Raw genomic sequence first — 12,961 nt, 5'->3', positions numbered from 1 at the left:
TCATTAACCCCCTATTTTGACAATATCGACATTGACCTCCGATAGTTTCTCTCTGATCTGTTTAACAAACTCTAATGCATGTGCCCCGTCCCCATGAACACATATCGTATCAGCAGAGATATTGATGTCTTCACCAGTAATTGCTGTCACTTTCCCTTCAGTGACCATGCGTATTACTTGATGTATCGCTTCTGTTGTATCTTCTATTAATGCTCCTGATTTTTTTCGACTTACGAGCTGACCGTCTCTTTCATAACGGCGATCAGCAAAAACTTCAGACGCTGTTGGAAGTCCGACCTTTTGAGCTTCTTCTAACAACAACGAATTGGACAATCCCACTAAATAGATATTTGAATCAATAGCATAAACTGCTTGCGCGATAGTACGGGCAATATCGCGATCTCTCGCACCCATTTGATACAATGCACCGTGTGGTTTAACGTGATTCAATGATACATCATAAATATCACAAAAGGCTTTTAGCGCACCAACTTGATAAATAATCATATTATAAATTTCATCTCGTGACATATCTAAATTTCGACGTCCAAACCCTTTTAAATCTGGAAACCCCGGATGCGCACCAATACTGATGCCATTTGCTTTTGCTTGCTTTACAGTTTCTGCCATAACATTTTCATCACCAGCATGAAAACCACACGCCACATTTGCAGATGTAATCAATGGTAAGACTTTTTCGTCATTGCCCATTTTATAACTACCAAAGCTTTCGCCTAAGTCACAATTCAAATCTACTTTAACCATGGTTAGCCCCCTTGATAATGTCATGTCTCTCTAAAAACTTAATGTCTACGTCACTTGCATCCCCTTCACAATAAGGAGGATAAGATAACACTGCATATAAGAAGTCTGCTGTTGTTGTAAATCCATCGATGATCATTTCATCTAATGTCACTTTCAACTTGTTGATTGCATGTGCTCTATCATCACCTTTAACAATAACTTTTGCTACAAGAGAATCGTAGTACGAGGAAACAGTATACCCGCTATATAATAATGAGTCAATACGCACATTAAAACCTTGTGGCAAATGTAATCTTTGTACTGTTCCAGGTGTTGGTCGAAAAGCTTGTTCCGGGTTTTCTGCATTAATACGCGCCTCAATAACATGACCTTCAAAAGGAACATCTTGTTGTCGTAGCTTAAGCTCACCTTCTTGCATAATTAATAGCTGCTGACGTACTAAATCAATATTTGTTCGCATTTCTGTAACGGTATGTTCAACTTGAATACGTGCATTCATTTCGATAAAGTAATATGCATCTTCAGTCACTAAAAACTCGATTGTGCCTGCACTTCGATAATGAGCGGCACGTGCAACTTTCACTGCATCATTACACATTTTCTCACGTTTTTCATGCGTTAATGCACTACATGGTGATTCTTCAATCAATTTTTGATTTTTTCTCTGTACCGAGCAATCACGCTCTCCAAGATGAATAAAGTGCGTTGAACCATCACCGAGTACTTGTACTTCAACATGCTTGGCTACCGGAATAAATGCTTCAACATAAACACGATCATCGTTAAAATATTTATTCCCTTCGCTTTTGGCTTCTTTAAAAGCTTGTTCTAACATCCCTTCATTTTTAACGATACGTATACCTTTACCGCCTCCACCACTTGCGGCTTTTAATACAAGTGGATATCCTAGAGATTCTGCCAATGCTTTGACTTCGGCTACGGACTCAACAGAAGATTTAGAACCGGGGATAATCGGTACTCCCGCTTCATCAACTGTTTGACGTGCTGTGATTTTGTCACCCATTAACTCCATTGTTTTTTTCGTTGGTCCGATAAAGTAAAGTCCTTCACTCTCAACTTTCTCCGCAAAAACGGGACTTTCAGATAAAAAACCATATCCAGGATGAATGGCATTGGCATTTGTAATCTCAGCCGCAGATAAAATGTTTCGAATGTTAAGATAGCTATCTAAAGGATTGGCATTCCCAATACATACTGCATAATCTGCTAATTTAACGTGTAAACTCTCTTCATCTCCAACTGCATAGACTGCAACGGATTCCATATTCATTTCACGTAGCGCACGAATAATACGTACAGCTATTTCACCTCTGTTGGCGACCAATACTCGATACATCTGCATATCCCCCTTACTTCAATTTGATAATGACTTGATGATGTTCAATATTCTCACCGTGATCCACAAGTATTTCTGCTATTTCACCGGATTCGTCAGATGTTACTTCATTCATCACTTTCATCGCTTCAACATAACCAATAATATCTCCCTTATTGATATGGTCCCCTACTTTAATCACAGGTTTCGTCAATTCTTTTTCATCTTGCAAATAAAAAGTACCAATCATTTGAGAGCGCACTTCTTTATAAGTTGCAGCCTCCTCTTCTTGTACAGCAGCGGCTTGAGGCGTTTCTACATCGGGTACTCTTGGTGTAATCGCATAATCATTATTTTGTTGTGATGTTGGAATATCTAATTCTAACTCCAACTCATCATCTCGATATTTAAAGTGTTTTGCACCATATGTTTTTAATAAAGCTAATGTTTGTTCGATTTGTTTTAAGTCCATGGTATGCTATCTCCTTTTAATACACTTTTAATTTTTCGTTGTGTTGGTCGAATATCTTTTAAATAGCGCTTAGGATAACGTTTTAACTTTTCTTTGGCATCTTCTAATTTTCGCCCTTTACGTGCTAAAATCTCATTTGCTTCGTTAAATGTCACCCACTCAAACTTAATAGTATCTCCCGGTCTTTTCTGCACAATATCAACAATATCACTATCAATGACTGTTCCAATTTTGGTATAACCTCCAACCGTTTGACGATCATTTAGGAGGATAATCGGATTGCCATCTTTCGGAACTTGAACACTCCCTAGTGCTACGGGTTCAGAGATGATATCTGCACTCTCCATTGGTTTAATCGGTTCACCTTTGAGACGATACCCCATCCGGTCTGAACTTTCCGACACTTGAAATTCAATGTGTTCTATTTCAGCTATTGTACGTCTTGAAAAGGATTCAAGTTGTGGGCCATCCATAATACCTATGGGCAAATCCCCTGCTACACTAAAACTCCTAAAATCACTAGAACGCCCGATTAAACTCATATCTATATTGCTGGGATGAGTCGGAATGATATCGTTATCTTTGAGTACACGCCCTTTATATCCACCGACTCTCGTTCGCGTATGGGTCGCATAACTCCCCTCAACCATTGGAATATCTAAAGTTTCTGCAAACCCTACATAAGCACGCACACCCTCTAAAGCCGTACCTAAGTCTAATATATCACCATATTCTGCGCGAATAACCGTTTGATGTGGAATAGATTCACCATTTAATGTCGCAGAAAATTGAGCCCCAGCGATAGCGAATAAATTTTGTGACAAAAATTTGATTTTAGGTCCTATCATCGTTATTTCTAATGCAGGTTGATGATCTGTCTCTAGCAAAGCATTTAATATTTCATAGCTTGGACGATCCATTACGCCCGCTGGTGAAAAACCTTCTGATTGATGACCAAAACGTCCTAAATCTTGAACAGTTGTAAATAAACCTGACTTCATGATTTTAATGCTCATAACTAATCCTCACCCATTCATCATAGTCTAACAACTTTTTCTCCACATACTTCTGAATATGTAAAAATTGTTCTTCATTAATGGCATAAAATTTAATTTTATCACCCGGCTGATATAGTATTTTTGGATCCCGATTTAAATCAAAAACATCAATCGGTGTACGTCCAATAATCTGCCAACCTCCCGGTGAGTCCGCAGGGTAAAGACCTGTTTGATTGTTTGCGATTCCAACAGAACCTGCTGGTATTTGAAGACGTGGCTCTGCTTTACGTGGTGTATGAATATGTGTATCAAGACCTCCCAAAAATGGAAATCCCGGCATAAAACCAATCATATACACAAGATAGTAACTTTCCGTATGATAACGAATCACAGACTCTACTGATAATTGATTATGTTCTGCAACATATTCTAAATCTGGTCCCCACTTACCACCATATAAAACAGGAATATTAACAATACGCCGTGATCTATTTTGTGTTGTTGACGTACGTGTCAATGCTGTTAAGTTTAACGTCTCTAACAACGCATCGTACGTAATAGCCATGCCATCAAAATAAACCAAAATTGCTCGATAAGACGGTACAACTTCTTTAATATATGGTTCATCTAATGTTTTAAGATAGTCAGAAACAACATTCACTTCATTAAATGTTTCTTCATCGATAACAGCATCAAAATAAATCATGAACGCTTGTTCACTAATTTGCTTAAATTCCATCTTCATCCCCCTTTCAGAAAACCCTTACACCGCTTAATTTTATCATTATTGTTTTAGGCTGACAATTCAATGTTTGTCTATAATAATAAGCTGTTGAAATATCATTTTTCTTTAATATATAAAATACGGAAAAGAAATAACATTAAATGAGCAATGAATATTCAATGTATGTTGTTCTGTCATAATTTTATTGTAAAATAGCAATATTAAGCCTTCTCATCATCTTTTTCTTTGATGAAATAACATCATATCAACCTTCTTAATAAGTCGTATTTCTATACTATTTATTATGCGATATTAACGTTTTATAACTTCCATTGATTCATCATCTCGATCAATATAATTTCTTGACACGATATAATTTTGTGAAAATGAACAAAATTATATCGCAGCGTCTCCACCTTAATAGAACTAAAAAAACTACTAAAGATACATTAAAATCTTTAGTAGTTCTGAGTATTGCTATTATTTAATATCCGTAATTTTTACATTCATTTCTCCACCATTTGGTAATGGAACACGAACTTCTTCATTTAACTGTTTGCCAATCAAAGCTTGTGCCATTGGTGATTCATTTGAAATTTTACCGTTAAAAGCATCAGATTCTGCCGAACCGACAATTTGGTAACTTTCTTCTTCATCTCCCGGTAACTCTACAAAAGTAACTGTTTTACCAATTTGAACAACATTGTTATCGCCTGTATCTTCAATGATTAATGCATGACGCAACATCGTTTCGATGCGTTGAATATCTTGTTCGATAAAGCCTTGCTCATCTTTTGCCGCATCGTACTCAGAGTTCTCTGATAGGTCACCAAAGCTGCGTGCGACTTTAATTTTTTCAACAACTTCAGGTCTTTTAACCGTTTTAAGTTCTTCAAGTTCTTTTTCTAATTTTTCAAACCCTTCTTGTGTCATAGGGTATTGTTTTTGATTTTCCATATGCCATCTTCCTTTTATTAATTTAATCTTTTTTTTGAACAAGCGCTTGGATTTTAGTAGTCATAATATCAATTGCTACTTTATTACTACCACCTTCTGGAATGATGATGTCTGCAAACTTTTTCGTTGGCTCGATAAATTGATTATGCATAGGTCGAACAACGCCTAAATATTGCTCAATAACAGAATCCATTGTACGTCCACGCTCTTTTGTATCTCGTAATAATCTACGAAGAATACGTAAATCTGCATCTGTATCAACATATATTTTAACATCCATCATATTGCGTAATGCTTCGTTTTCAAGCGCAAATATACCTTCTACGATGATAACATCTTTAGGTTGAAATGCAATGGTTTTATCACTTCGTGTATGATTTGAATAATCATACGTTGGCACTTCCACCTCATAACCTGCACATAAATCCTGCAAATTCTGAATCAATAAATCATTATCAAATGCGAATGGATGATCATAATTGGTTTCCAAACGTTCATCAAATGTTAAATGTGACTGATCTTTATAATAGTAATCTTGTTCAATGAGCGCAACACTATGACCCTGTAAATTATTCATAATCTTATTTGTGACAGAAGTTTTACCAGAACCTGAGCCACCTGCAATACCGATAATCGTTGTGGGCGTCATAGTTATACCTCTTTTCTCATCATATTATTCGGATAAATGGGGCGATCTACTTTGATTTGTACAATTTGCAATGGATGTCTTGCTGCATCAAGTTCATTACCTTCTTCATCATAAATAGCATCAACGACTTGTGTAAACGTATCAATCTCTGGTCCAAAAAACTCCACTTCTTGTCCCGGTTTAAAATGGTTACGCTGTTGAATTGTTGCAATTTGTGTTGTTTCATCATAGGCTAAAACCAATCCGATAAAATCAAACGGTGATTTCTTAGCAGACTCATTGCCAAACATTTGCTCTTCATATCCAGGCGTTCCCTTAAAGAAAGCAGGCGCAGTGTCACGATTTGCACATTTATCTAGCTCTACTAACCATTCTGGCTTAATTTTAAAGTTGTCTGGATCTGCTGCATATGCATCGATCACTTTACGATATACTGAAACAACGGTTGCAATGTAATGGATTGACTTCATACGTCCTTCTATTTTCAAAGAATCAATACCTAAATCCATCATATTGGGAATCGACTCAATCAGTTTCAAATCACGTGGACTCATCGCAAACGGTACAGCTTTACCATCTTCATAATATACATCCAACTCGCCATCTTTATCGACTGTCAATAAATCATAATCCCAGCGACAGCTTTGGCAACAGCCACCACGGTTAGAATCTCGTGCTGTCATATGGTTACTTAGTGTACAACGCCCAGAATATGCGATACACATCGCACCGTGAATAAAGGCTTCAATTTCAATATCTACCTTATCTTTCATCTCTTTCATTTCCATGGCACCAGTTTCACGTGCAAGTACGACTCGGTCTAAGCCTTCTTCTTTCCAATACTCTACAGCTTTATAATTGCTGAGTGATTGCTGTGTAGAAAGGTGAATCTCTAACTTTGGTGCGACACGTTTACATGTTTCAATAATAAGTGGGTCTGCTACGATAATCCCCGTAGCTCCCGTACCCTCTAATTGCATGAGATACGACTCAAGCCCATCCATATTTTCATCATGCGCAATAATATTTGTTGTAATATATACTTTCGCGTTATATCGATTTGCGAATTCAACACCTTCGCGAATTTCGTCAATTGTAAAATTATCTGCATTTGAACGCAATCCATATTCTTGACCACCTAGAAAAACAGCATCTGCACCATAATGAATAGCAATTTTCAACTTTTCAAGGTTACCCGCAGGTGCTAGTAGTTCTGGCTTTTTAACTTTGGGTGCGACATCAGCTTGTATTTCCTCTAGTACCTTCATCCTTATCTCTCCTCAAATTAATATACTGTTTGTTTGTAATAAAAACCTTCGTCAAATGGTCGATGCTCAGGTTGAATGGCTTCAATTGGATCTACGAGCATAAATTTTTCATCTTCATATATTTCAGGATCTTCGTGATACAAGTCGATTGCTTCACGATACTGTTGTGTCACAACATTAATATATGCTTCACTATGAAGTAAACCATCAATTTTCAAACTATCTATTCCTGCTTCAAATAACGGTTCCAGTTCTTCAATCAAGCATATATCATTAGGTGACATAATATGCGTCCCATTGTAATCTTCATACACTGGATACTTATTGTCACGCTCTTCGTCATACAATAATAACTGTGTCTCTTCTTCAAGATCCGTACGCTTAATTTTCATTTGACGCTCTTGAAATGTATAGTAATTCCCTAGTAACATACGTTTAGATTGGAACATACACGTCATACCATGAACCTGTACCTCAATTTCAACATCAGCATGTGCTTTGATATTCAATATTTCTTCTAAACTGAGTTCGCGTGCGAGTACAGCTCTTCTCGCACCACGTTGTCCCCAGTAGTTACACTGAAAATAGTTCGTTACTAAAGTTTCAGCATTCCAATGTAAGGGAATGGGATTTTCCTGTTGTTTGACAAGCATTACAACTGCTGGATCACCAAAAATAATACGGTCTACACGTATATCATGTAAAAATTGGATATAATCTTCTACTGCTGGAATATGATAATTATGAAAAATACCATTAACAGCGGCATATGCTTTTTTACCTGCCCGATGAATAAGTGACACAGCTTGTTTCATATCTTCTCTATTAAACTCTCCTGCTAAGCGAAGACCAAACTTCTCTTCACCAATAACAAACGCATCTGCCCCTTTATCTATCAATGTCTCTATGTGACTGAGAGATTTCGGAGTTACTAATAATTCAGTCATATTTACGCTCCTTTATTGAAATTGCTAATCCGTCATCTATATTTACAAAATTTGTTTTAAAATCAGTCTGTTCACTCAACCACTGATTAAACTTTTGAACTTTTTTTACCATCTGCTTCACATTACGACTACGTACGATATCGATATTAGCCACAAAACCATGGTATAGAACATTGTCTGTAATAATAATCCCCCCGTCTCTTAATAGAGGACTATATATTTCGAAAAACTTTTGAGATTGCGCCTTTGCTGCATCGATAAAAATCATATCATATATTCTGTCATTGACTTGTGAAAATGCTTGTGTTGCATCTGCCTCAATCAATCGAATTCGATCCGTATAACCAAAAGTTTTAAAGTGCTGTTTCGCCTGTACAATCATTTCTGGATTGCGTTCTATTGTTGTAATATGAATATCTGGTGCAACAGATGCGAAATGCATACTACTGTAACCTATTGCCGTACCCAGTTCTAAAATTTGATGTGGCTGTACAATCCTTATCATTTGCTTAATCAAATCTAATGATAATTGATCAACAATAGGGACTTGATTAGCTTCAGCAAATGCACGCAATTCATCTAACGCACTGTTATATGATTGCAAACTTAAAAAATAAGATTGATTTAAATTTTCCATTATATAAACTTCCTTTGATTAGGCTTCTTATTCATAAAAATCATCAAAAAATAAACCAGTCGCTGTGACTGATTTGGCAAATTGCACAAAATATAACCCGAAAAGAAAGTGCATCGAACAGCAGTACTTTTTAATCGCAAGCAGAATAATAACCTTAATTTTTTATAGAGATTGAGGCAACTATTCATCATCATTCAAGCATAAATCAGACATCTCATTCTCTTAAAAAAATCACACTTCCCATACTGCTTCATTATCTTTCCGAAATAACTTCATTACATTTTATCATAAAATAAAACGAAAGAAAATAGAACTGATGAGATCATTATCTCATCAGCTCTATCACTTTCTATGCTATAACACACCAGATAATTATGCCTCTTCTGGTTCATCGAAGTTTGTATTTACCACTTCTTCAATCATATCCCATTCTTCTTCTGATTCAATTGGGATAAAACGGCCACCTTCACCTGATTCATCCGGCTGATTAATCATTGGAACAAGTTCAATTAAATCATCTTCATCTGCCTGTGCACCTTCTTCAGCCAAAATGACATATTCTTTTTCAAATTCAGGATGATAAAACTCTAACATTTTACGATATAATACTTCGTTTCCTTCTTCATCATACAATGTTAATAATGCTTCATCATTATTTATTTCTAACTCGTTCATTTTATGGTTTTCGTTTGTCATATTTGCTCTCTCCTTAATTTAATGAATCCAAATAGCCTTGTAATATAAATACAGCCGCCATTTTATCAATTACTTTTTTACGCTTTGCTCTCGAAACATCAGCCTCAAGCAATGAGCGTTCTGCTGCCATCGTACTTAAACGCTCATCCCACATAATAATTTTTAAATCGGGCATACGTTCTGCTAATGCCTCTTTGTATTGCAATGATGCTTCACCACGAAAGCCAATAGAATTATTCATATTTTTAGGCAATCCAATAACGACTGTCCCTACACGCTCTTGCTTAATAATATCAATTAAGGTTTCAAGTCCGAGCTGATTTTCTTGCTCATTGATATGGAGTGTATCTAACCCTTGCGCTGTCCAACCCATCATGTCGCTAATTGCTACACCAACCGTTCTACTTCCTACATCGAGACCAATAATTTTATGTTTAAGCATGGTCATCCGTATCGCTATGCTTTAAGTAGAATGATACAAGTTCTTCCATGATATCATCTCGATCAATATGTCTAATTTGATTACGTGCTTCGTTATGACGTGGGATATATGCTGGGTCACCTGACAATAAATAGCCTACAATTTGATTAACTGCATTGTAACCACGCTCTTCCAAAGTGTGATATACATTGTTCAAAACAGTTGCGACATCTGCTTTTGGAATTTCATCATAATTAAACTTCATCGTTTTATCAAAATTTGCCATTGTCATAACACTCCTTAAACCATAAATAGATTTCGTATTCTATTCTATCATGAAAATCAAGTGCATTATAATCCTTTAATATAATTTTTAATAAATTGTAACGCATCTGTGATCTGACTCGGGTCTGTACCTCCACCCTGTGCCATGTCAGGACGACCTCCACCTTTACCGCCTACAATTGGTGCCATTTCTTTAATAAGATCTCCTGCTTTCACACGATCTGTATGTTGTTTTGGAACAGTAGCAATTAAAGAAACCTTATCACCAACATCACTTGCTAACACAATAATACTATCTTGAAGTTTAGATTTAAAGTCATCCATTGTCGTACGCATTGCTTTTGCATTATCTACTTCAACTTCTGTAATCAAGACTGACAAATCATTAATTTGCTCTACTTGATCTTCTACATCTCCCATTTTCAGTGCATTGATTTCTTTGTTTTTGGCTTCGATTGTTTGCTGTAATGATTTTTCTTGAGTTTGTAAATGTTCTACTTTTTCAATAACTTGGTCATCTGCTTTTGCTTTAACTTGTGACTTAATTGCATTGAAACGTTCCAAGTAGCGCTCTAAATATAGAAATGCCGCTTGACCTGTAACAGCTTCTATACGACGTACACCTGCTCCAGTACCAGATTCACTTGTTATTTTAAACAAACCAATTTCAGAGGTATTTTTTACATGTGTCCCTCCACAAAGTTCGATTGAAAATGGATGCATATCAACAACACGTACAATATCACCGTATTTCTCACCAAACAATGCCATAGCTCCTTTGGCTTTTGCCTCATCGATAGGCATTTCGTTAATTGCAATATCAATGCTGTTCCAGATTTCTTCATTGACACGTTGTTCTACAAGTTGAATCTCTTCATCTGTCATCGCTGTAATATGTGAAAAGTCAAAACGTAAGCGATCTTGATCTACTAAAGAACCTGCTTGGTTAACATGACTACCTAATACTTCTTTTAATGCTGCATGTAATAAATGTGTCGCACTATGATTTTTCATAATGGCTTGGCGTGCCTTACCGTCCACCTGTGCTGTGACCGTTGCACCTTCTGTCACCTTACCAAATGTCACGTATCCTGTATGCAAGTTTTGACCATTCGGGGCCTTGATGACTTCTGTTACTTTTATTTCAAATTCATCATTCGATACAATGCCTGTATCTGCGACTTGCCCACCACTTACAGCATAAAAAGGCGTCTTATCTAAAACAAAATAGATTGTTCGTTCTGCATCTGCCTCACTTACATGTTCACCATCTAAAATAATATCTGTGATACTACTATGAGATTGAAGTTCTTCATAACCCACAAAGGTACTTGGCGTATGCAGTTGTTTTAATACTTCGCTCTGTACTTGCATGGATTGACTATTTTGACGGGCTTTACGTGCACGATCACGCTGTGCTTGCATATGTGTATCAAAAGCTGCCATATCAATAGTTAACCCTTCATTTTCGGCAATTTCTTGCGTTAATTCAATCGGAAAACCATAAGTATCGTATAACTTAAATGCATCTTCTCCAGCTATTGTCTGGTCATGTGATTGAGACACCTTGATCAAATCATTTAAAATCGCTAAGCCTTCTTCTAAAGTCTCATGGAAACGTGTTTCTTCAGATTTAATGACACGCGCAATAAAGTCTTGTTTTTCTTTAACATTTGGATAATACGGCTCCATAATTTCAGCTACAATTTCAACAAGACGATACATAAATGGTTCGTTAATATTTAACGTCTGACTGAAACGTACAGCACGGCGCAATAGACGACGTAATACATAACCACGTCCTTCATTAGCTGGTAATGCACCATCTGAAATCGCAAATGCAATTGTACGAATATGATCGGCAATCACTTTAAATGCGACATCATCCTGCGTATTGACTAAATACTGCTTGCCAGAAATTTTTTCTACTTCTTCCATAATTGGGATAAAAAGATCTGTTTCATAATTTGTACGGACGTTTTGTGAGATTGAAGCCATACGCTCCAATCCCATGCCTGTATCAATATTTTTACTTGGTAAAGGTGTATAACTATGATCTTTATTATGATTAAACTCACTAAATACAAGGTTCCATACTTCTAAATAACGTTCATTCTCACCTCCGGGATACATTTCTTCTGTCGGATCATTTTGACCAAATGCTGCGCCACGGTCATAGAAAATTTCTGTATTCGGTCCAGACGGTCCTTCACCAATATCCCAAAAGTTACCTTCAATACGAATAATGCGATCTTCTGATAAACCGATCACTTCTTGCCATAGCTTATAAGCCTCTGTATCTTCTGGATGAATTGTAACGTAAAGTTTTTCTGGCTCCATCGCCATCCAGCGTTCACTCGTTAAAAACTCCCATGCAAATTCAATGGCTTCGCGTTTAAAATAGTCACCAATCGAAAAGTTCCCCAACATTTCAAAAAAAGTATGGTGACGTGCTGTAAAACCAACATTTTCAATATCGTTAGTACGAATAGATTTTTGTGCATTCACGATACGGGGCTTTTTCGGTACTTCACGTCCGTCAAAATATTTTTTTAATGTTGCAACACCTGAGTTAATCCATAACAACGTATCGTCATCGATTGGAACTAATGGGGCTGAAGGTTCAACCATATGTCCTTTTTCAACAAAAAAATCAATATACATCTGTCTAATTTCACTTGCTTTTAATTGTTTCATCGTGTCAACTCCTCATTATCTTTAGTCAAACAAAAAGACACTCATCCTCACTTCAGGGACGAATGTCTCGCGGTACCACCCTAGTTATAGTACATCTTTCTATGACTAT

General features: G+C 36.6%; 14 protein-coding genes. All 14 read right to left on the bottom strand.

All coding sequences use genetic code 11. The annotated features are described in order from the left end of the window. Window positions 1-3: 3 nt before the first annotated feature. The gene (gene pxpA, locus FGL66_RS04530) at window positions 4-765 is read right to left on the bottom strand and encodes a 5-oxoprolinase subunit PxpA (protein ID WP_180810401.1); all 762 of its coding nucleotides are present in this window, start codon (window positions 763-765) and stop codon (window positions 4-6) included. Further along, window positions 758-2,122 (bottom strand): acetyl-CoA carboxylase biotin carboxylase subunit, encoded by a 1,365-nt coding sequence (locus tag FGL66_RS04525; protein WP_180810400.1) that lies wholly within the window; start codon window positions 2,120-2,122, stop codon window positions 758-760. The genes pxpA and FGL66_RS04525 overlap by 8 nt, the downstream gene beginning before the upstream one ends. Before the next feature lie 13 nt (window positions 2,123-2,135). After that, window positions 2,136-2,573 carry an acetyl-CoA carboxylase biotin carboxyl carrier protein gene (locus tag FGL66_RS04520; RefSeq protein WP_180810399.1) on the bottom strand — a complete coding sequence of 146 codons (438 nt, stop codon included), beginning with the start codon at window positions 2,571-2,573 and terminating at the stop codon, window positions 2,136-2,138. Further along, window positions 2,564-3,589, bottom strand: coding sequence for a 5-oxoprolinase subunit C family protein (locus tag FGL66_RS04515; RefSeq protein WP_180810398.1), 1,026 nt, complete (start codon window positions 3,587-3,589; stop codon window positions 2,564-2,566). Before FGL66_RS04515 ends, FGL66_RS04520 begins: the two co-directional genes overlap by 10 nt. Continuing rightward, window positions 3,579-4,310 (bottom strand): 5-oxoprolinase subunit PxpB, encoded by a 732-nt coding sequence (pxpB, locus tag FGL66_RS04510; protein ID WP_180810397.1) that lies wholly within the window; start codon window positions 4,308-4,310, stop codon window positions 3,579-3,581. Before pxpB ends, FGL66_RS04515 begins: the two co-directional genes overlap by 11 nt. Before the next feature lie 465 nt (window positions 4,311-4,775). Then, window positions 4,776-5,252, bottom strand: a complete 477-nt coding sequence (greA, locus tag FGL66_RS04505; RefSeq protein ID WP_180810396.1) for a transcription elongation factor GreA — start codon at window positions 5,250-5,252, stop codon at window positions 4,776-4,778. Window positions 5,253-5,274: 22 nt separating this feature from the next. After that, window positions 5,275-5,901, bottom strand: coding sequence for a uridine kinase (gene udk, locus FGL66_RS04500; RefSeq protein ID WP_180810395.1), 627 nt, complete (start codon window positions 5,899-5,901; stop codon window positions 5,275-5,277). A gap of 2 nt (window positions 5,902-5,903) precedes the next feature. After that, on the bottom strand, window positions 5,904-7,169 hold the full coding sequence (locus FGL66_RS04495; protein WP_180810394.1) for a peptidase U32 family protein: 1,266 nt from the start codon (window positions 7,167-7,169) through the stop codon (window positions 5,904-5,906). Between the two features lie 17 nt (window positions 7,170-7,186). Further along, the gene (locus FGL66_RS04490) at window positions 7,187-8,116 is read right to left on the bottom strand and encodes a peptidase U32 family protein (protein WP_180810393.1); all 930 of its coding nucleotides are present in this window, start codon (window positions 8,114-8,116) and stop codon (window positions 7,187-7,189) included. Beyond that, a complete protein-coding gene (locus FGL66_RS04485) occupies window positions 8,109-8,753 on the bottom strand; it encodes an O-methyltransferase (protein WP_180810392.1) in 645 nt (214 codons plus the stop codon). Before FGL66_RS04485 ends, FGL66_RS04490 begins: the two co-directional genes overlap by 8 nt. 372 nt (window positions 8,754-9,125) lie before the next feature. Next, window positions 9,126-9,449, bottom strand: a complete 324-nt coding sequence (locus FGL66_RS04480) for a DUF1292 domain-containing protein (RefSeq protein ID WP_180810391.1) — start codon at window positions 9,447-9,449, stop codon at window positions 9,126-9,128. A gap of 13 nt (window positions 9,450-9,462) precedes the next feature. Further along, the gene (gene ruvX / locus FGL66_RS04475; RefSeq protein ID WP_180810390.1) at window positions 9,463-9,891 is read right to left on the bottom strand and encodes a Holliday junction resolvase RuvX; all 429 of its coding nucleotides are present in this window, start codon (window positions 9,889-9,891) and stop codon (window positions 9,463-9,465) included. Continuing rightward, entirely contained in the window at window positions 9,884-10,156 is a 273-nt protein-coding gene (locus FGL66_RS04470) for an IreB family regulatory phosphoprotein (protein WP_180810389.1), read from the bottom strand. The genes ruvX and FGL66_RS04470 overlap by 8 nt, the downstream gene beginning before the upstream one ends. 65 nt (window positions 10,157-10,221) lie before the next feature. Further along, window positions 10,222-12,852: an alanine--tRNA ligase gene (gene alaS, locus FGL66_RS04465; RefSeq protein WP_180810388.1), complete on the bottom strand. Its 2,631-nt coding sequence runs from the start codon at window positions 12,850-12,852 to the stop codon at window positions 10,222-10,224. Window positions 12,853-12,961 lie beyond the last annotated feature (109 nt).

This window comes from Staphylococcus sp. 17KM0847 (assembly GCF_013463155.1).
In the GTDB taxonomy this organism is placed as follows: domain Bacteria; phylum Bacillota; class Bacilli; order Staphylococcales; family Staphylococcaceae; genus Staphylococcus.
Note: the sequence above shows the minus strand (reverse complement) of the source record. Positions and strands in the feature narration are given on the sequence as shown.